We start from the raw sequence: 19,729 nt of genomic DNA, 5'->3' as shown, positions 1-19,729 counted from the left end.
TGCCAACCTAATTCTGGCGCCATTTGCCCACATGCAAAAAACCAGTGCCACGCTGCTGATCATTGATGACGACGACGTCGTACGCGCCAGTCTGGCGGCTTATCTGGAAGACAGCGGCTTCAGCGTCCTCCAGGCCAGTAATGGCTTGCAGGGACTTCAGGTCTTCGAGCGCGAACAGCCAGATTTGGTCATCTGTGACTTGCGGATGCCGCAAATGGGTGGCCTTGAGCTGATTCGCCAAGTGACGCTTCAGTCTCCCGTGACCCCGGTGATCGTTATTTCAGGCGCGGGCGTCATGAGTGACGTGGTCGAGGCGTTGCGCCTCGGGGCAGCTGACTATCTGATCAAGCCCCTCGAAGACCTGGCAGTGCTTGAGCATTCCGTTCATCGTGCCCTTGATCGCGCCCGTTTGTTAGTGGAAAACCAGCGTTACCGTGAGAAGCTCGAATCCGCCAATCGCGAGCTGGAAGCCAGTCTGCACTTGCTGCAGGAGGATCAGAACGCAGGCCGACAGGTGCAGATGAACATGCTGCCCGTCAGCCCCTGGTCCATCGATGAGTTTGATTTCGCGCACCAGATCATTCCGTCGCTGTATTTGTCGGGCGACTTTGTTGATTACTTCAGGGTGGACGAGCGCCGCGTGGCGTTTTATCTGGCTGATGTTTCAGGTCACGGGGCGTCTTCGGCTTTCGTGACGGTGTTGCTCAAATTCATGACCACACGTTTGCTGTTTGAATCCAAACGCAACGGTACACTGCCTGAGTTCAAGCCTTCCGAGGTGTTGGGGCACATCAACCGTGGCCTGATCAACTGCAAGCTGGGCAAGCATGTGACCATGGTTGGCGGGGTCATCGATGAAGAGAGCGGCCTGTTGACCTACAGCATTGGTGGGCATCTGCCCTTGCCGGTGCTGTACACGCCTGACAGCGTCAGTTATCTGGAAGGTCGGGGTCTGCCGGTCGGTTTGTTTAAAGAAGCCACCTATGAAGATCACACGTTTAAACTGCCTGACATTTTCAGCCTGACGCTGATGTCCGACGGAATTTTGGATCTTTTGACTGAGCAGACGCTCAAAGAGAAAGAAGCTGCTTTGCCTCAATTGGTGAAAGCAGCGGGCGGCAGCCTGGAAGGTCTGCGCCAAGTGTTTGGTTTAGCTACGCTCGGGGAGATGCCGGATGATATCGCCTTGTTGGTGTTAAGCAGGAATCTGAAATGAGTACCGGTAGAATTCAGTTCGCCGAACAGGATGGCACTTTCGTCCTGAAGTTTGTAGGTGAAGTGCGCCTGACCTTGTGTTCGGCACTGGATGCGACGATAGAGAAAATATTCACGGCGTTGAATTTTTCCGCCATCGTGATCGATCTGACCGATACGCGCAGCATTGACAGCACAACGCTGGGGCTGCTTGCGAAATTGTCGATCCTGTCCCGGCAGAAAGTCGGCTTGTTGCCCACTGTCGTGACCACCCATGAAGACATTACCCGTCTGCTGCAATCCATGGGTTTTGATCAGGTTTTCAATATCGTGGGTACGCCCTTGCCTTGCCCTGAGTGTCTGACCGATCTGCCTTCACAAGATCAGTCGGAGGAGGTCGTACGCGTCAAGGTGCTGGAAGCCCATAAAATCCTCATGAGCTTGAATGATTCCAACCACGAGGCTTTTCATGATCTGGTCAATGCGCTCGAGCGTCATTGAATCCAGGCCATGCATAACAGCCATACATAAAAAGGAGCCGATCTTGCGCAGGATCGGCTCCTTTTTGTTGCGGTGTCAGCGACCTTCCAGCAGCTCCCCGGCTTGATCCAGCAGCGCCAGAGGATCTTTAGCCTTATGAATATCCACTGAAAGCAACTGGCGAAAGCGTCGAGCGCCGGGGAAACCTTGGCCCAGCCCCAAAATATGGCGTGTTACGTGATGCATCGCACCGCCAGTTGCCAGATGTTGAGCAATGTAAGGGCGCAACAACGCCAATGCCTGGGCGCGGGTGACGACCGGCGCTTCACTGCCAAATAACTGCTGATCGACCTCGGCCAGAATGTACGGGTTGTGATAAGCCTCGCGGCCCAGCATCACACCATCAAACGTTTGCAGATGCGTTTTGCATTGATCGAGGGTTTTGATCCCGCCATTGAGAATGATCTCAAGCGCTGGAAAATCGGCTTTGAGCTGTGCGGCCACGTCGTAGCGCAAGGGCGGAATATCCCGGTTTTCTTTGGGGGAGAGCCCTTCAAGAATCGCGATTCGCGCGTGTACTGTAAAACTTTCGCACCCCGCATCCCTCACCGTGCCGACAAAGTCACACAGTTGTGCGTAACTGTCGCGACCATTAATACCGATGCGATGCTTGACCGTAATCGGTATCGACACCGCATCGCGCATGCCTTTAACACAATCGGCCACCAACGCGGGATGAGCCATCAGGCATGCGCCAATCATATTATTCTGCACCCGATCGCTCGGGCAGCCGACATTCAAGTTCACTTCGTCATACCCGGCATCTTGCGCCAAGCGTGCACATGCCGCCAAATCTGCAGCCGTGCTTCCCCCCAGCTGCAATGCCAGCGGATGTTCGGTCACGTCATGCCGCAGAAAACGCTCTGCATCACCATGTAAAAGCGCGCCAGTGGTCACCATCTCGGTGTAAAGGAGAGCGTGCTTAGAAAGCAGACGCAAGAAAAAACGACAATGACGATCGGTCCAATCCATCATAGGTGCAACAGAAAACCTCCTAGATACCGAATCTAGTGGGCTGGCTAGGTTTTCTGCGGGTATGGTGTGCATTCGGGTAACTCTCGTTCACTACTGTTTACCGCTGTTTTTGCTTGTTTTTGAATGCTCGTTGCTACAATGTAGCAAATCCGAATATTCGTGTAGCAAAATCATGGGCACTATCACCGTTCGCAAGCGCAGAGATGGATCGACGGGTTACACCGCGCAGATCCGCATCATGCAAAAGGGTGTGACAGTTTATCAGGAAAGCCAGACGTTCGACCGCAAGGCGACTGCGCAGGCCTGGATCAAACGTGTCGAAACTGAGATGTCAGTTCCTGGAGCAATCGAGAAGGCCAATCGATCAGGTGTGACGGTCAAGGAGATGATCGACCGCTACCTTTTGGAGTACGAAAAGCTGAGGCCGCTAGGGAAGACCAAGCGCGCCACACTCAAGGCTATCGGTGAAACCTGGTTAGGCAAGCTTGAGGATAGAGAGATCACCAGCCAGAAGCTGGTGGAGTACGCTGATGGACGAATGACGAACGATGGCATACAGGCGCAGACCGTGGGCAATGACCTGGCTCACTTGGGGGCCGTGCTTTCTGTGGCGCGGCCAGCGTGGGGCTATGACATCGATCCAATGGCCATGCCCGATGCGCGCAAGGTATTGCGCAAGATGGGCGCGGTGACACGCAGCAAGGAAAGGAACCGTCGCCCAACACTTGAAGAACTGGATAAGCTGTTTCAATACTTCGGTGAGATGCGAGACCGGCGCAAGCAGGAAATAGACATGGTACGGGTGACGGCCTTTGCGCTGTTCTCTACGCGTCGACAGGAAGAAATCACGCGCATCAAATGGAATGCCTTAGATGAGCAGCGCCAGATGGTTCTGATCACTGATATGAAGAATCCGGGTCAGAAGTACGGCAATGACGTTTGGTGCCATGTCCCTGATGAAGCGTGGCGGATCATGATGTCTATGCCAAAGGTTGCAGAGGATGTTTTCCCTTACAACTCTCGCTCTATCTCGGCATCCTTTACCCGTGCCTGCCACTTTCTTGAGATCGATGACCTGCACTTTCATGACCTTCGCCACGATGGTGTCAGCCGCCTATTTGAAATGGGCTGGGATATCCCGAAAGTGGCCTCTGTATCCGGCCACCGGGACTGGAATTCAATGCGCAGATATACGCACTTGAAAGGGAATGGCGATCCTTACGAAAACTGGTCTTGGCTGGAGACGATAGTAACGGGCCCCATCATTGAGGCCCGGAAGCGAATCAAGAAGCGCGGCGTAGACTAGAGTTGCGCATCAGCTTGTCATGCTCCGTGCGAGCACGTGCATGCTGGGTATCCAGATAGGCAGCCAGGTCGGCAAGGTGAACCCCGCGTGCTGATTTTTGGCTGCGTTCGATGGCTACAAGTGGCAGGTCAATCTGGCCTGCTGCGACTTTCATCTTCATCTTTTCGGGTGTCAGATGGCTAAAGTAGTCAGCGCACACTCGCTCAAGAGGAATGATTGCCTGGCCGCCATACTGCGCAAGTAGCAGAAATTGAGTATTCATATTCTATCTCTGTTGCGCCGCTCGGGGTGGCGAAAGGATTATTTGGTTGCTTTGGCGATGGCGGGGCATGCGTCGAGCATTGCCTCATACATGGGATGAAAGATCGCGCAGTTTGGATCTTCGTTTCGTACTTGCATGTGATGTGTACCTCATTAAAACCCGCCGCCAGGATCATTGGTGAGATGACGGAGGCGGGCTGACGCGGATGATTAATTACAAAGTGGCTTCATACAGCGGCACTTCATTGATGGCGGCTTGGATTTTGTCGCGCACCGCGTTGTAGGCTTCTTCAAGTACCTTGTCCGGGCGTACCAGTTCGAACCACATCATCAAGCGGCCGTCCTGGATGCGATAACGGAACCGCGCAGGCACGCAGAACGCATCACCGCCAAGGAAGGGTTTCACTGCAATGAAGAACTGCTCAGGAATACGCAACTGACCAGCTTCGCCAGCACGGCCGTCGATTTCTTCGTTGTACGTGAGTTGTACTTGGCCATTGTCGAGGCGTGTGCCTTGGCGGAAGGTGATGTTTTTCTTGGCCTCAAGGGTGCGGCTGATTTCCAGCATATCCGCTGCACCTGGTGCATTTTGTTCGTTGGCAGGCTGGGTAATGTCCCACACGTTTTCTTCGATGAATTCAGCGAAGGTCGCTTGGTCCATGCGTTTGCGGTCGTATTCTTTCCAGCGGCCCCATTCAACAGTGGTGGGGCAGCGATAGGTGGCTACATGCTCTAGCCACGCCGGGCAGTCTGGTTGGTGGTAGTCGATCACTGCCGAGAAGGTGCGTCCTTCCGGGCCGTTGCAGAATACGGCTGTTGCCGAAGTGGCGAAGCGATTCACGTAGTCGATGAACGACTCAGCATCCAGCACGGTGAGCTTTTGTTTGGCACGGGTCGGTGCAGGCAGCAGGTGCTCAAGGCTTTTGAGCGAGACATCTTGCGGGAGTAGGGCGATTGGCGCGGCCAACCCAGGGTGATCGACGGGCTTGCCGAGGGATTGAGCGTAGCTGAACAGCTGTTGCAGGGCTTGTTGCATTGGATGTGCTCCAGTGGGTAGTGCAAATGGTGAGAGGCGAGAGTTTTTTATTGACTGACTTGTCGCAGAACTTCGGGTTTTTCTTCACCCACAGTTCTAAGTGCCAGGTCTTGTTGGCGAGGGTCGCGGCGAGTGAGGTTGCCCTCAGGCGTCAGGAAGAACAGAGATGTGCCGCGTGACAAGGCCGGCTCTTTGGCTTTCACGTCTGCCTTGATGGTCATCTGGCCGTTGCCATCGGGTTTGTAGGCGAGCTTGATAGTCAGCTCGCCACCTTTGCCGGTCAGGCGGATGGCATCGATCAGGCTGTGCTGCGTTTCGCTGAGTTCATCCAATAGCCCGCCCGCTTCGATATCGCGCAGGGTGTCGATGAATGGACGTGATTTGCTCATGTGCTGTGCCTTTTTACGTTGGTTGCAGTGGCCCTGAATTTCAGGGGAATACTCAGGCGGCTTGGTTGGGCGCTTGCGCGTCGAGGTAAGCCGCCAACATGTGCAGGTACACCACCGGCTTGGCTCGACTTGAGCGGTGCAGGCGGGTGACCTTGAGTGCAATGCGCCCGGCTTTTATTTCGCTGAGCAGGTAACGATCAGTTCTGATGTGCGTGAAGTAACGTTCGCGGACTGCTGTGAGGCTTGGGCAGGGTGTGGCGAACTCCCTTCGTAACTGGTCGAGTGTGTCGCTCACGCCGCATCCTCCCCGCACCCCTTCTGTTGGGGCACCAGCTTGAGGCGGATCAACTCGGCCAGGCCTTCTTTGGTTTTACCCATTGCCGCCGCGCAAATCTGGCCCTTGCTGTCTGCGATCACTGCGCCATAGGGGTATTCAGGGCAGCGGGTCGGTGTGACGTAGGCGATTTGTCCATCATTAATAACGGCGTCTACGCACCGGAATACCTCAGCCAACTCCGCCGTAACCGCGGGAAGCGCTTCAAGCAACGTTACGGCTTCAGCTGACGCGCCAATAAGCGTGGCGCGGCTGATAATCGCGGGGTTATTGACAAAGATCGGGACCAGCTTCAGGGCGCCTATCGCTTGGGTGATTGCGTTCTGTTTCATGCGGCGGCGTCCTTATGGGTAGGGGATGGGGTGATGCCCAGTTTCTTGCTCAGCCACGCCACACCGGGTTCTTTCACCATCACAACCGCGTAATGGCTGAAGGTGTTGATGTTCGTGTTCCAGCGACTACGGGTGTCTACGTACAGGTAACCCTGGTCGCGGTGCTTGCTGGCCAGCTCACCGCTCTGGGTCAAAATGCCGAGCTCACGCAATCGTGTGCGAAAGGCGCGTGGTTTCAAGCCGAGCAGGGCGGCCGTGGCGTCCAGGGTTCTGTTCATGTGGGCGCTCCTTAAGCCGCTGCGCGAGCGCACAGGGCTGTGAAGATTTCGTCCAGTTGACCGGTCATGTCCTCAATCGACGCGTCGTTATGCAGAACGAGGTCGTTGTCATGGATGGAGATGCCGGACTCGCTGATATGCGGGTTCACATTGGGTGCGTCTGCACGCAGCAGGTGAATGACCAGGCCGCCTTTTTCCCGAACGAAAGTGGCTTCATTTTCGAAGCGCAGATCGCTGATCACAAAGCCGCTGGTGGTGTCGTTGATCTGGCCGAGAAGCTCAAGGTTTTGCTCGGCCAGCCACACCCACACATCGGGGTGGATCTGATTGCGGCCCCATTCAGTGCCCAGCGATTGCATCAACTCGCGCGCTGAGTGGCCGACCCAGTCGACAGGCTGCTCTTTGTGTTCGTCGTCAAAATCACGCGCGGTCAGATTGAAGAGGGTCATCAGGCCTTCGCGCAGTGGGTCTGCAAAGGCGTAGGTTTGAAAGTTATGGGTGCTGGCCAAGTGCATCGCTGCGGTCGTTTTGCCCGAGCGGGCAAGCCCTGCCAGTCCAATCAGTACCTGTTTCATGCTGCGTCACCTCCGAGTGGAGCGAGGTTTTCAGCATGTTTAGTGGTTAAAGCGATTCGTTGCGGATTATTGATGATGACCAGTAGGCCTGTGCTGCGCTGGATATCTTCAACTGAAGCGCGACTGGTGCAGGCTGCCGGATGGACATAGATCCGGCAGCGGGTGCTGCTGTGCTGTGTAGTCTGCATGGCTCGTACTCTTGGTGAGAGGTTTCGAGACAAAGACTACAATCCAATTTGTAATTTGGTCAACACGCTAATTTGTATTATTTTTTATTTACAATAAAAAACCCGAATAAACGGGCTTTTTTTGATTGCCTGATTTGTTACCTCAGGACCGAATACCAGAATACTCGTCCTAGAACGCATATGTCTTCGTTGCGGATTTTTTCTGGGGAGTACTCTTCGTCGGGGTATTCATCGCGATTAAAGCTTCGCATCCTGATGCCACCTGATGGCAGGCGATAAAGAATTTTTACACGCAGATGATCGTTATGCCTCAAGGCATAGATATCGCCATCTTTGATGTCTTGCTTCCCTTGATCCACCCCTACTGTACTGCCGCTGGGTAGGACCGGCTCCATGCTGTGTCCTGATACAGTCACGCAAATGGCATTTGCGGGATCTATGCCTTGTCGTCTTAGGGTTATCTTTCCAAAGCGCAGCTTTGACTTTGAATAGTGCTCAACTGCAGAGCAGCCCGAGCCCGCAGACAGTTCTATTTCCTTTAACAAAGGAATCTCTACCTCATCGTCGTCTAGCGGGGTTTCGTCATCCCACACTTCGATAGGTCCAAGCATTACCGCATCGGCAGTGACAGATTTGGGCGCTGTCTTTGCAGTAGGACTGATGCCAGATACTTCATCCATGGATAGCCCAAGCACCTGAGCTATCTGTAATGCAAATCGGGTGTTCTGGGTGTTGCCTGCTTCAAAAGCAGCATAAGTCTGCTGGCTGAATGTTTCATCAGGGCCTAGTAGTTCGCGGACTCGATCAGCGAGGGCTACCTGGCTTAGTTTCAGGGCCTTCCTGCGGGTCTTGAACAGTGCTGCTACAGGTGAGGGTGAGCGCGTTGTTTTGGTCATGCGGGGAGGATACAAACCCTTTTGTATTGGTTCCAACACGCTAATTTGTTGCCTGAATACAAATTAGCGTGTATTTTCCGGTTGTACTTTTCGCTTTGAGGTCTTCATGAGCCCAAAAACAGAGATGCGCGAGGCACTAGTGGCCGCCGTGGATTCCGCTAAAGGCCAGGTCGCATTCGCATCAGCCATGTCGACTTCTGGGCGGCCTGTATCTCAGCAAATTGTTTCGTATTGGTTGAAGCGAGGCTTTTTGCCTGCAGAGCTGGTTGTGCGGGCCGAGTTTATTACAGGAGTTTCGCGGTTTCGCCTTCGACCTGACGTGTTCTGTATCCCTAAGGATCTTGAGCCAGACCAAGCAGCATAAGAAAGCATCGACCCAAAGCCTCTCACCAAAGAAACACCGGGTCGACAGAGCGATGCAGCAGTAAAACAACATCGCTAAAAGGGTGCTGAACCGGAGCCTCTCACCAAAGATCCTCCGGTCCAGCGACGACGATACACAGCACATGCACATCGGTCGTGGTCGTAGGATAGGGCGTGCCCTGCTTTATGGCTACACCGTAAAAGGGGTTTTTACGGTTATGAGTCGCATCGATCTATTACCGGACGCTGGTCCGGTGCTTTCATTGCGTCACGCGCTGTATCGCGCAGGGCGTTCCTATAAGGGTGGCGTCACCGCTTTAGCGTTTGCGATGGTGATCGACAATGACGCCCTGCAAAAGAAACTCAAACTTGATGAAGAGCGCCGCTGGCTGACGCCGGATGAGCTGGAGGAGGTGATTCGCCTCACGGCTGATCCGCGTTTGCTTGATGCCTTAGTGCGTCCAGCCGGGGCCGTTTGGTACAAGCCAACGCCAGTGCCTGCTACAAAAGAAGCGTTGAAAGCGGTAGGCAAATTGCTTCATGAATCTGGCGAGTTTGTATCTTGCATGCACGACGGTGTGGTCGATGCCGTTTGGGAAGCTCACGAAGTCGCCCTGCTCGAAAAACGCGGCATGGACGTTATCCGTGAGGTGCTGGGCATCATGACGGGCGCACGTCAGGCAATGGAGGATCGCGACAATGGCTGATGACGTCGATCTGGCTAACGACTATGCGGATGAGTTTTTGCAGCGTGCTCTAGCGCGACGCGCGCTTGAGAAACGTCTACGCGAAGCCAATGCCACGGCCAGTGCCGAATTTTGCGTGGATTGCGATGACGCCATTCCGCTGCTTAGGCAGCAGGCAGTCCAAGGATGTGAAACCTGCATCTCCTGCGAAGAGTTGCGGGAGCGCCGCAGATGACTGACCGCTCTCAAGCTGTGCCGATGGCGACATGGGCACAACGCTACATTGATACTTTCAACTTGGCACTGGTGGCCATCGAACCCGGTGAAAAAGCTCCAAAGGGGTTGGGCTGGAATAAACCCGGCGGCTACATCACTGATGCGAGCGCGGCTGAGGCGTTTTGGGCAGCAAACCCAACGCACAACCTTGGCGTAGTGCTTGGCCCTAGCCGCGTGTGCTCATTGGATGTGGACGATGTGCAGTGGACACGTCACGTCTTGTACGAGCTTCTCGGCCTGGACCTGGACGCAATGGCATTGGTTTACCCGACCGTAGTGGGTAACCCGGCGCGTTTTCGTATCCTGTTTCAGTTGCCCGATGGAATAGACCTCACCCGTCACTCGCTGGCATGGCCCAATGAAAACGACCCTGATGGGTCGATTTTTAAAGGTCTGATCGCAAAAGCCAAAGCAGCAAAAGACGCGGGCGATCTGGTGGGCGAAGCCGCCGCGCGCGACGAGGCTGAGCACTTCAAGCGCTTTACTGTTTTCGAGTTGCGTGCGGGTTTAGTACAAGACGTGTTGCCGCCCTCTATTCATCCCGGTACCGGCAAACCATATACCTGGCGCACGCCTCCTTCCGCCGAGGGGTTGCCAGTACTGACCAGTGACCTGCTGAACATTTGGCAGAACTGGGACATTTTCAAACGTGACGCCGAGTCAGCTTGCCCTTGGGTACCAAAGACTGAAAAGCCCAAAGCCAAGCCGACCAGGGCACCTGTGCAGGCGCCCGGCAACCGACCCTCGGTGATTGATGAATTCAACCGCTGTCATGATGTTGAAGAACTGTTGCGCACGCACGGCTACATCAAGCGCGGCAGCAAATGGCTCTACCCGCAGAGCAGCACCGGCTTGCCGGGCATCACCATTACCGATGACAAGCTGTACTCGCACCACGGCGCTGATCCGCTGGCCAATGGTCATCAGAACGATGCATTTGAGGTGTTTTGCCTGCTTGAGCACGGCGGAGACCAATCCAAGGCGGTCAAAGATGCCGCGCGGATGTTGGGCATGCAGCAATCGTCTCGACCATCGCCTGCGGATCTTCCCCCGACCCCTTCTGAGGATGCCAGCAGGCCGTGCGATTCTATGCCTGCAAGCGCAGCGGCTCCTGCACCTGAGGGGGGCGGGGGGGGTGAGTGGACGGCAGACCGTATCTTCCAGCGCTTCGCCCTGATCGAAGGTAAGACCGCAGTTTTCGACATGTTCAAGCGCGTGATTATCAAAAAGCCCGCGTTTGAGTTGCTGGTCACGAAAGCGCTGGCCAAGGACTGGTTTGAGTCCGCTCAAAAAAAAGTTATTGCTGACGACATGGCGGAGCGCCAAGCCAGCAAAGCCAAGGCTGAGGCCAAGTTTAAGCAGGTGTCGGGGGAGGGCATGAGCCCCACCGAACGTTACGTCTATATAGATGGCACCAAAGATTCATGGGACATCAAGTGTCGCCGTCGAGTCCCCGAGGGCGCCATGCGCATGGCCTTGGGTGATGCGTACGCCATGTGGCTGAATAGCCCGGATCGTCGCACCGTGGACATGGAACACATCGTGTTTGACCCCCGCATGACGAAAGACCCCGAGGTGTACATCAATACCTTTGAAGGGCTGCCATTGGTTCCGATCAATGAGCCGAACAAATGCCGCACCCTGCGCTCGCTGTTCAGCTTCTTGTGCAACCACGACGAAGCTGCCACGGACTGGCTGATCAAGTGGTTGGCTTACCCGTTGCAAAACATCGGCGCCAAGATGGACACCGCTGTGTTGCTGCACTCTACGATGGAAGGCAGCGGTAAAAGTTTGTTACTCAGCGACATCATGGGCGCAGTTTATGGCGAATACGCAGCCACGGTTGGGCAGTCGCAGTTGGAGTCAAGCTGGACGGTGTGGCAGTCAAACAAGCTATACGGCGTGTTTGAGGAAGTGGTCAGCCGTGATCAGCGTTACAACCAGGTGGGCAAGATCAAGCACATGGTTACCGGCAAAACAGTGCGCATGGAGTCCAAGTTTGTGAACGGTTGGGAAGAAGCCAACCATATGAACGCGGTGTTTCTTTCCAATGAGATCATGCCGTGGCCGATTGGTGAGAATGACCGGCGCATGTTGGTGGTCTGGCCCAAAGAAACGCTAGGGCCGGATGAGCAGGAGCGGGTGAAGTACGAGTTAGCCAACGAGGGCATCCCGGCGCTTTATGACTATCTACTCAGCTATGACCTGGGCGACTTCGATCAACGCACCCGGCCACCCAACACGGAAGCCCGTCAGCGTTTGGTGGATTTGAGCATGGCGAGCTGGCAAACCTTTCTGCGTGAGTGGCGCAACGGCCTGCTGGGTGCACCGTTCAGCGTGTGCGTCAGCAGTGATCTGTACGCGTTGTTTTTGGAATGGTGCCACCGCAACAAGGAACACACCTTGAGTCATACCAAGTTCAGCGGGTTCATCTCCACAGAAGTGGACAAGATTCAGGGCAAGCCCTGGATGGATGGTTCGCGGCGCTCTTTCGGCACGTTTTTCTTTCCTTGGTCGGGTATCGACGCTGCACCTTCCCCGCCCCCATCCCTGACAGCAGCCGGGCTGGGCGCTGCGGTTGTGACATGGCGCGAAGCAGCCAAGGCAGGCGGCTGGAGTGTGGGCAGTTGGGAACACGTGAAGTTCGGGCAACGACAGGACAGCGCAGCATGACGGCTCATTGTGTGTGGGGTGTGTTGACGGTGTGGCGGGTTAGAACCACCAACCTGACACAGCTACAGGCCACGTCTTTAAAGGCTTTCGGGATCAGTGTGTCAGGTGTGGCGGGTTTCTCGCACATGCGGGCGTGTGTGCATGTGCAATCAGCCAAAGGTTGATGTTCGTTAATTATTTCTTGTACGTGAGAAGAAACCCAACACACCTGACACACCCAACACATAGAGCATTAAGGCTATGTTTTTAAAGGTTTTTTAGTGTATTAGGTGTGTGTCGGGTTGGTTCTTTTCTGTGTCAGGTTGGTTTTTCAGGGAGTAGATGGGGATGATTCAGCAAATCGAAGAACTGATGCAGCATTGGGGTGAGCAGCACTGCCACGTTGGCGAGGCCGGTGGCTTGGGCAGTCCAATGGCGACGATCATGCAATACGGCGGCTGCGCCCCTCGGGGCACGGCAGGTTCACGGGATCTGTTGGTAGGAGCGGGCGCGGGTATGGATCACATCGCATGCGAAGTGGCAGCAGCCGTTGCCGAGCTGGACCGTCAGTCAACCAAAGGCAAGCAATTGGCCAAGCTGGCCAGACTGCGTTATTTGCATCACCCCGCCATGCCGCGACGTGAGCAGATGCGACTGCTCGACATTACCGAGGGGGCAGACCAAACGTATCGCAACTGGGTGAAGCGGTTGCATCAACAAGTGATGTTGATCCTCACCGTTCGAAGTGGCACCACACGGGGCTACACCCGGCGCAGCGGCAGCCAAGCAACCAACCTGACCCGCGCAACGGTGCTGGGTCAAGCCGGTTAAGCGTTGACCGCTCGTCGGGGTGACTTGCCTCAAACCTGCGTCAAAGTGGCGTCAAAGTGAGTAGGGCAAAATGACCGAAAAACACCTCTTTTCGGTTTTACCGAACAGGGGTAAAACGTCCCCACGATATGAATTCTGCGCCTGAGCGCTACCCGAGCACGTGCTGTGCACCTCGCCCTGGCACCCACCAGCGCACTGAAAACCCTGCCCACCCCGGCGGGGTTTTCTTTTTTCAGCACCCGCGTTGTTCTATTGATTGAGGCTAAACATGACAACAGAGCAACAAGCGTTAGCTGATATGCCGATCTGGTTACTGATCGTCCTGTCCATGATCGGTGGCGTGTCCGGCGAGATGTGGCGGGCGGACAAGGACGGGGCGCGAGGCTGGTCACTGGTGCGGCGCTTGGTCTTGCGCTCCGGTGCCTGCGTCGTCTGCGGGTTGTCGACGATGATGCTGTTGCACGTCAACGGCGTTTCGCTCTGGGCGTCTTCGGCACTGGGCTGCCTCACGGCCATGGCCGGGGCGGATGTGGCCATTGGGCTTTATGAGCGTTGGGTTGCCAAGCGGCTGGGTGTTTGTGACGTGCCGCCATCGGATCGCTCGTAATAATCCCCGGATGTTCAAAACCTGCCGGGGACCCTGGGGAATATCCACGGGTACGGGGCAGGAAACCCGCGGGAAAGCGTAACTGGCTGGCCTTCAAACTTAGTTAACTGCGGTTAACAGTTAACTGCCTGTATTCATCGGGTTAACTGGTAGTTCAATCATGGAATATCTGAGCAAGTCGGCGTATGCCGCGAGTCGTAATTGGTCCAAGGCATGGGTGTCCAAGCTCGCTAAACAAGGGCGTTTGGTGTTGTCCCCTGAAGGGCTTGTGGATGTGGCAGCAACAAATGCCTTGATCGATAAAACGAGTGATCCCAGCAAAGTCAACGTTTCTGTCCGGCATGAGCAAGAGCGAGCCAGCAAAGGTCACCCCTCGGCTGATCCAGTAGGCCCGGCGGCGTTTTTACAGGCTGCGCCGGGTGACTTATCTGAAACGGGTGGTCTGCGCCCTGACTTCCACAAGGCTCGCGCTCGTCGCGAGCACTTCAACGCCATGACCGTCGAGGCGGACTTCTACAAAAATCAGGGCACGTTGGTGGAGATGGCTGCCGTCGATGAGGCGGCTTACACCACGGGACGGCTTCTGCGGGACTTGTTGTTGGCTGTACCCACGCAGATCGCGCCTGAGCTGGCGGCAATGACCGATGCCTGGGGTATTGAAAAACACCTTATGGCCTCGATCCGTCGAGCACTTGAGGACGCCGAGCGCATGTCAACGGCCGACCTTCGGCACTCACTGTCAATCAAGAAGGACAACCATGCTCAGTAATCAACGGGGAGGCGAAGAGGTCTACCGCGCGGGCTACTTTCGTGGCCTGCGCCCAGAGCCAGAGCTGTGGGTCGATGAGTGGGCTGATCGCTATATGCGAATCCCTCAAAGCTCTGGCGCTGCTGAGCCTGGCCCATATCGTACTGAACGCACCCCTTATGCGCGTGAGCCGATGCGTTGCCTTTCGCCGGCACACCCTTGCAAGCGAGTCGTCACAATGGTGGCCTCGCAGTTGATGAAAACTCAGATCGCGCTGAACTGGATCGGCGGCTGTATCCACATGGCACCGGCCAATATCCTGCTGTTGGAGCCCACGCAGAAGCTGGCCCAAAGCGTTGCAGGCCGCGTTGACCAAGCCGTCGAAGCCGTTCCTGAATTGCGTGAGCGAGTTGTCGTACCGCGTTCGCGCAAAGGCACCAACACGTGGGAGAACAAACAGTTTGAAGGTGGCCGCTTGTTCATTGCCACGGCCGGCTCATCGTCCAACCTTGCGGAGAAGTCCGTGCGCTATGTGTATGGCGACGAGGTGGATCGCTGGGAGATGGACATTGATAACGAGGGTGATCCGGTCAAACTGGCCGAGGCGCGAGCGTCCACGTTTGGCCGCAACGCCAAGTTTTACTTCTCCAGTTCCCCCACGATCAAAGGTGCGTCGCGCATTGCCGATCTATTCAAGATGAGCGACCAACGTCACTTCTATGTGCCATGCCCGCATTGCGGCCATATGCAGGTATTGGAGTGGACCAACCTCAAGTGGGATGAAAATTACCGCCTGGTGCAATACCTGTGCAGCGGCCCTGACTGCGGCGCAATGATTGATGAACACGCTAAGGCCACGATGCTCTCCAAAGGCGAGTGGCGTGCTCACGCGCAGGGTGATGGGGAAACTATCGGATTCCATCTTAATGCCTTGTATGCGCCATTGGGCTGGACGAGCTGGTCCTCCCTGGCCAAGGATTTTGACGACGCCTTGATCATGCAAAAACAGGGCGACCAAGCGACGATGCAGGTGTTCTACAACACAAAACTTGCACTGCCTTGGGACAACGCAATGGAGCAAACCAAAGCGGATGTCTTGCAGGCAAGGGCGCGTGCCGAAAACTATGTGTTGGGCACAGTCCCTATAGGCGCGCTGATGCTCACCGCAGCAGTGGACGTTCAAGGCAACCGCCTTGAGTTCATCGTCATTGGCTGGGGGATGGGCATGGAGCGTTGGGTGATCGATCACCAGGTGATCATGGGCGACCCGTGCGATTCCCGAACCTGGGAAGTGCTCGATGACAAACTCAAAGTGCGCTACCGGCATGCAAGTGGTGTGGGTTTAGGCATTCTGGCAACAGCCGTTGACTCAGGCGGGCACCACACCCACGAGGTGTATCAGTTCTGCCGGATTCGCCGTTGGCGCAACGTATTTGCAGTGAAGGGCGACAGCCACTCAAGCAAAAACATCATCGCCCAGCGACCTTCGCGGGTGGATGTGAACTGGCGCGGCAACATCGAGAAGAACGGTGCAGAGCTGTGGATGATCGGAACCGACACCGCCAAGGACTGGATTTACAACCGATACCCGTTGGAGTCCGGCCCCGGTGCGTTGCACTTCGCAAAAGACCTGCCGGACGACTTCTTTGCTCAATGCGTCGCCGAGCGCAAAGTCGCCCGGTACGTCAAAGGCAAGCGTCGGGTCGAGTGGACCAAGAGCAAGGCCGAGCGCAACGAAGCGCTCGACTTGATGGTGTATGCACTGGCGATGGCCGAATACCTCGGTCTGCATCGTTATCACGAAAATGACTGGGAGAAGGTGCGGCAATCGTTGATGCAGCACCATTTGTTTGAAGACAAAACGCTGCCTGTTGACGACAGCGAACCTGAAACATCAGTCCAGCCCGTGGCCCGCCCAGTTGAAACGCTTCAAACAGCACCCCCACAAGTTGTCGTCACTCACTCCGTAAACACACCAAAATCGGTTGCTGCTGCACCGCCTCGCCGTGTCAGTCGAAGCGGCTACCTCAAGAGACGCTGATTATGTCCTTTACCCAAAAGCACCTCGACGCCGTTGAGTCGGCCATCGCGCGTGGCGAGAAAACCGTGCGCTACGCCGACCGCACCGTGGAATACCGCACGGTCGATGAGCTGCTCAAGGCGCGCGATCAAATCCGCAGTTCGCTGGTCGCCGCCACGGGGCCGCGTTCGCGGGTGATCCGGCTGTATCACGCAGGCAAGGGGCTTTAAATGGCGCGCCAGTATCCAACCCTGACCCGCAACGGCTTTCTGTTGCCCGAGCGGATCAAAGCCAGTTACGAAGGGGCCGGTGAGGGCAGGCGCTCGGCCAGTTGGGAGGCGCCGGACATCGGCATCAACAGCCTCAACACCCCGGCCTTGCGCAACCTGCGCGCCCGTTCGCGCTCAGCGGTGCGCAATGATCCCTACGCCTTCAACGTCATCGACAAACGCGTCAGCAACCTGATCGGCACCGGCATCACCCCGCGCCCCAAAACCGAAGACGATGCCCTGCGCAAGTTGCAGCAAGACCTGTGGGATGACTGGGTCGACGAGTCAGACGCCGATGGCCTGACCGACTTCTACGGCCAGCAGGCGTTGATTGCCCGCACAGTGGAAACGGCCGGTGAATGCTTTGTACGCCTGCGGCCTCGCGGTCTGGACGAGGATCTGGCCGTGCCATTGCAGCTCCAGGTGCTGGCCCCGGAGTTTGTGCCGCACGACAAATTCGAACCATGCAAAAACGGCAACAGCATCCGCGCCGGGATCGAGTTCAACCCGGCGCACAAGCGCGTGGCCTATCACATGTACCGCGTCCACCCGCGTGACGCTTCGTCGCTGAACGCCGGTTACAACCAACTGGTGCGTGTGCCAGCGGAACAAGTGCTGCACATCTTCGAATCGGTCGAGCCGGGCCAGTTGCGCGGTGTGCCGCGTTTGGCCCCAGTGCTTAAGCGCCTGCGCAGCCTCGACAACTACGACGACGCGGTTTTGTTCCGTCAGGAAGTGGCCAACCTGTTTGCCGGTTTTATCTCGCGGCCACCGCCCGAAGCCACGCAACAACCGCGCGACCCGGTCACCGGCTTGCCGCTGACCGAAGACCGCGACGGCTTCACCCCGATGGTCGCGCTGGAACCGGGCACCATGCAGGAACTGGGGCCGGGCGAAGAGGTGGAGTTCTCCAAACCGCCGGATGCGGGCAACAACTACCCGGACTTTATGCGCCAACAACTGATGGCCGCTGCGGCCGGGACCGGCACGCCGTACGAAATTCTTACCGGCGACATGCGCGAGGTTAATGACCGGGCGTTACGGGTGGTGCTCAACGAGTTCCGGCGCCGTCTGGAGCAACTGCAATTTGGCGTGTACGTGCACCAACTGTGCCGCCCGGTGCGCGCGGCGTGGCTGGACATGGCCGTGCTCGCCGGTCGTCTGACACTGGTCGACTACGCGCAACGGCGCCGTGAATACCTGCGCACCCGTTGGGTGCCGCAAGGCTGGGCCTACATCCAGCCGGTGCAAGACATTCAGGCACGCATGATGGAAGTCAACGCGGGCTTCAACTCCCGCAGCGAAATGGTCCTGCGTCAGGGCTACGACGCCGAAACCGTCGACGAAGAAAACGCAGCTGACCAAAAACGTGCCCGCGAGCTGGGCCTCAATTACAAAACGCTCGTCGAGCTGCCCACCGAACCGGCCGACAAGGAGACGCCATGAACAGGCTACGCATTTTCAATAAGGCGGCAGACCCCGCGCCGCCGCAAAACAAACACTGGTACAGCCTCAAGGCCAGCGGCGAGGCCGAAGCCCGCAGCATTGAGGTCTACGTCTATGGCGAGATCGGCACCTGGGGCATCACCGCCAACCAGTTTGTGCGCGATCTGGCAGCGATGGACGACGGCGTGTCGCCGATTGTGGTGGCATTCAACAGCATCGGCGGCGACCTGTTCGACGGGCTGGCCATTCACAACGCCCTGTCGCGGTTAGGCGAGCGCTGCACCGGGCGGGTTGATGCGCTGGCAGCCAGCGCGGCCAGTGTCGCGGTGTGCGGGGCGCACAAGGTGGTGATCGCAAGCAACGCCATGCTGATGATCCACAACCCGTGGACCTACGCGGCTGGCGATGCCGAGGATCTGCGCAAGGTCGCCACCGCACTGGATCAGGCGCTGGAAGTCATCATCGCCGCCTACAAGGCCAAGTCGCCCAACATCGACGAAGTGGAGCTGCGGCGTTTGGTCAATGCCGAAACCTGGCTCACCGCAAGTGAAGCGGTGGCCTTGGGGCTGGCCGATGAAGTGGGCGAGGGGGTCACCGTCAAAGCTTGTCTGGGGCAGGGCGGCGCATTGCAGCGTTATCAGCATGCGCCGCAAGCCTTGCTGGCTCAGTTGGAGGAACCGCCAGAACAGCCGCCAGAACCGGAGCCTGACCTTAAACCAGAACCGGAACCGGAAAAACCGCCCATTGTTGACTCGGCCGCATTGGCCTTGTTGATCACCCAGAGCTGCAACGCCGCGGGGATCAGCAACCTGATCGAATCCATCATCAACACCACCAAGCTGGCCGACGAAGCCACGGTTAACGCCGCCATCACCAACGCCAAGGCCGTGCGCGACCTGTGCGTGGCGGCGCGGCTGCCGGAGTTCACCCAGCAGTTCGTGGCGTCCGGGCTGACCGCCGAAGCAGTGCGCGGTCGCCTGTTCGACAAATTGGTGAGTGGCGGCGGGTTTGAGATCGACAACAGCCTGCCGATCAACGATGACCCGGCACCCAAAACCCAGGCCAAACAACCTGACACCAACGCGATCTACGCGGCCCGTCGCGCCGCCCAGACAGGGGTAAAAGCATGACCATCAAACATGAGCCGATGCACGCGGGCGAATTCCTGCTCTCCGAAGGCGCGGGCAACATCTCCCGCGAAGCCATCAACGTGGCCGCTGGCCCGGCCCTGAACCCCGGCCAGGTGCTGGGTCTGGTCACGGCCTCGGGCGAGTTCGCGCCGTACGTGCCGACCGCCGAAGACGGCAGCCAGACCGCCGTCGCCATCCTGCATGGCCCGCTGGGCGAGTCCGACATCGTGCGCCGTGGCCGTGCGGTGGTGCGCCTAGCCGAAGTCAGCGAAGCGCACCTGACCGGCCTCGACCCCGAGGGCGAAAAGTCGCTGGCTGAACACTTTGTGATCGTGCGCTAAGCCGCCCATTTCTTTACTGCACCCCGCCATCGAGCGGGGTTTTTACATTCTGGAGA

General features: G+C 56.9%; 23 protein-coding genes. 14 read left to right on the top strand and 9 right to left on the bottom strand.

The window, feature by feature from the left end:
- Positions 1-31: 31 nt before the first annotated feature.
- Together rssB and rssC are read left to right on the top strand one after the other, a co-directional pair.
- Positions 32-1,216 (top strand): two-component system response regulator RssB, encoded by a 1,185-nt coding sequence (rssB, locus tag TU74_RS02325; protein WP_047276147.1) that lies wholly within the window; start codon positions 32-34, stop codon positions 1,214-1,216.
- Positions 1,213-1,695, top strand: coding sequence for an anti-sigma factor antagonist RssC (rssC, locus tag TU74_RS02320; protein WP_047275460.1), 483 nt, complete (start codon positions 1,213-1,215; stop codon positions 1,693-1,695). The genes rssB and rssC overlap by 4 nt, the downstream gene beginning before the upstream one ends.
- Before the next feature lie 75 nt (positions 1,696-1,770).
- Here the strand turns inward: rssC and dusA are convergent, their stop codons facing one another.
- Positions 1,771-2,781 carry a tRNA dihydrouridine(20/20a) synthase DusA gene (dusA, locus tag TU74_RS02315; RefSeq protein ID WP_048374879.1) on the bottom strand — a complete coding sequence of 337 codons (1,011 nt, stop codon included), beginning with the start codon at positions 2,779-2,781 and terminating at the stop codon, positions 1,771-1,773.
- A 100-nt stretch (positions 2,782-2,881) separates the two neighbouring features.
- Between dusA and TU74_RS02310 the strand changes: the two genes are divergently transcribed.
- Positions 2,882-4,015 (top strand): site-specific integrase, encoded by a 1,134-nt coding sequence (locus TU74_RS02310; protein ID WP_048374877.1) that lies wholly within the window; start codon positions 2,882-2,884, stop codon positions 4,013-4,015.
- On the opposite strand, the gene TU74_RS02305 is transcribed toward TU74_RS02310, so the two are convergent.
- The 8 genes from TU74_RS02305 to TU74_RS02270 form a co-directional block, all read right to left on the bottom strand.
- Positions 3,993-4,277: a pyocin activator PrtN family protein gene (locus TU74_RS02305; protein ID WP_047275453.1), complete on the bottom strand. Its 285-nt coding sequence runs from the start codon at positions 4,275-4,277 to the stop codon at positions 3,993-3,995. The genes TU74_RS02310 and TU74_RS02305 overlap by 23 nt on opposite strands.
- A gap of 213 nt (positions 4,278-4,490) precedes the next feature.
- A complete protein-coding gene (locus tag TU74_RS02300) occupies positions 4,491-5,312 on the bottom strand; it encodes a YfdQ family protein (protein ID WP_048374875.1) in 822 nt (273 codons plus the stop codon).
- 47 nt (positions 5,313-5,359) lie between these two features.
- Positions 5,360-5,701: a hypothetical protein gene (locus TU74_RS02295; protein WP_047275449.1), complete on the bottom strand. Its 342-nt coding sequence runs from the start codon at positions 5,699-5,701 to the stop codon at positions 5,360-5,362.
- Positions 5,702-5,753: 52 nt separating this feature from the next.
- Positions 5,754-5,996 carry a pyocin activator PrtN family protein gene (locus tag TU74_RS02290; protein ID WP_047275447.1) on the bottom strand — a complete coding sequence of 81 codons (243 nt, stop codon included), beginning with the start codon at positions 5,994-5,996 and terminating at the stop codon, positions 5,754-5,756.
- Positions 5,993-6,367, bottom strand: coding sequence for a hypothetical protein (locus TU74_RS02285; protein WP_047293134.1), 375 nt, complete (start codon positions 6,365-6,367; stop codon positions 5,993-5,995). The genes TU74_RS02290 and TU74_RS02285 overlap by 4 nt, the downstream gene beginning before the upstream one ends.
- Entirely contained in the window at positions 6,364-6,645 is a 282-nt protein-coding gene (locus TU74_RS02280) for a phage antirepressor KilAC domain-containing protein (protein ID WP_048374873.1), read from the bottom strand. The genes TU74_RS02285 and TU74_RS02280 overlap by 4 nt, the downstream gene beginning before the upstream one ends.
- An 11-nt stretch (positions 6,646-6,656) precedes the next feature.
- On the bottom strand, positions 6,657-7,220 hold the full coding sequence (locus TU74_RS02275) for a deoxynucleotide monophosphate kinase family protein (protein ID WP_048374872.1): 564 nt from the start codon (positions 7,218-7,220) through the stop codon (positions 6,657-6,659).
- Positions 7,221-7,545: 325 nt separating this feature from the next.
- A complete protein-coding gene (locus TU74_RS02270; protein ID WP_053069951.1) occupies positions 7,546-8,304 on the bottom strand; it encodes a LexA family transcriptional regulator in 759 nt (252 codons plus the stop codon).
- 581 nt (positions 8,305-8,885) lie between these two features.
- On the opposite strand from TU74_RS02270, the gene TU74_RS02265 reads away from it, so the two are divergent.
- From TU74_RS02265 to TU74_RS02215, 11 genes are all read left to right on the top strand, one after another.
- Complete coding sequence (locus tag TU74_RS02265) at positions 8,886-9,374, top strand: phage regulatory CII family protein (protein WP_048374870.1); 489 nt, start codon at positions 8,886-8,888, stop codon at positions 9,372-9,374.
- Positions 9,367-9,588 (top strand): TraR/DksA C4-type zinc finger protein, encoded by a 222-nt coding sequence (locus TU74_RS02260; RefSeq protein ID WP_047275436.1) that lies wholly within the window; start codon positions 9,367-9,369, stop codon positions 9,586-9,588. The genes TU74_RS02265 and TU74_RS02260 overlap by 8 nt, the downstream gene beginning before the upstream one ends.
- The gene (locus TU74_RS02255; RefSeq protein WP_048374867.1) at positions 9,585-12,302 is read left to right on the top strand and encodes a DUF5906 domain-containing protein; all 2,718 of its coding nucleotides are present in this window, start codon (positions 9,585-9,587) and stop codon (positions 12,300-12,302) included. The genes TU74_RS02260 and TU74_RS02255 overlap by 4 nt, the downstream gene beginning before the upstream one ends.
- Positions 12,303-12,629: 327 nt before the next feature.
- Positions 12,630-13,112: a hypothetical protein gene (locus TU74_RS02250; RefSeq protein ID WP_048374865.1), complete on the top strand. Its 483-nt coding sequence runs from the start codon at positions 12,630-12,632 to the stop codon at positions 13,110-13,112.
- A gap of 268 nt (positions 13,113-13,380) precedes the next feature.
- Positions 13,381-13,719, top strand: a complete 339-nt coding sequence (locus TU74_RS02245; RefSeq protein WP_047275720.1) for a phage holin family protein — start codon at positions 13,381-13,383, stop codon at positions 13,717-13,719.
- 160 nt (positions 13,720-13,879) lie between these two features.
- Entirely contained in the window at positions 13,880-14,488 is a 609-nt protein-coding gene (locus TU74_RS02240) for a hypothetical protein (protein ID WP_048374863.1), read from the top strand.
- Positions 14,478-16,508 (top strand): phage terminase large subunit family protein, encoded by a 2,031-nt coding sequence (locus TU74_RS02235; RefSeq protein ID WP_048374861.1) that lies wholly within the window; start codon positions 14,478-14,480, stop codon positions 16,506-16,508. Before TU74_RS02240 ends, TU74_RS02235 begins: the two co-directional genes overlap by 11 nt.
- 2 nt (positions 16,509-16,510) lie before the next feature.
- Positions 16,511-16,717, top strand: a complete 207-nt coding sequence (locus tag TU74_RS02230; protein WP_047275423.1) for a phage head-tail joining protein — start codon at positions 16,511-16,513, stop codon at positions 16,715-16,717.
- On the top strand, positions 16,718-18,202 hold the full coding sequence (locus TU74_RS02225) for a phage portal protein (protein ID WP_047275421.1): 1,485 nt from the start codon (positions 16,718-16,720) through the stop codon (positions 18,200-18,202). It abuts the gene before it with no gap.
- Positions 18,199-19,332 carry a head maturation protease, ClpP-related gene (locus TU74_RS02220; RefSeq protein ID WP_048374859.1) on the top strand — a complete coding sequence of 378 codons (1,134 nt, stop codon included), beginning with the start codon at positions 18,199-18,201 and terminating at the stop codon, positions 19,330-19,332. The genes TU74_RS02225 and TU74_RS02220 overlap by 4 nt, the downstream gene beginning before the upstream one ends.
- Positions 19,329-19,673, top strand: a complete 345-nt coding sequence (locus tag TU74_RS02215; protein WP_048374857.1) for a head decoration protein — start codon at positions 19,329-19,331, stop codon at positions 19,671-19,673. The genes TU74_RS02220 and TU74_RS02215 overlap by 4 nt, the downstream gene beginning before the upstream one ends.
- The last annotated feature ends 56 nt before the right edge of the window (positions 19,674-19,729 follow it).

Source organism: Pseudomonas lundensis, from assembly GCF_001042985.1.
Classification (GTDB): Bacteria; Pseudomonadota; Gammaproteobacteria; order Pseudomonadales; family Pseudomonadaceae; genus Aquipseudomonas; species Aquipseudomonas lundensis.
Note: the sequence above shows the minus strand (reverse complement) of the source record. Positions and strands in the feature narration are given on the sequence as shown.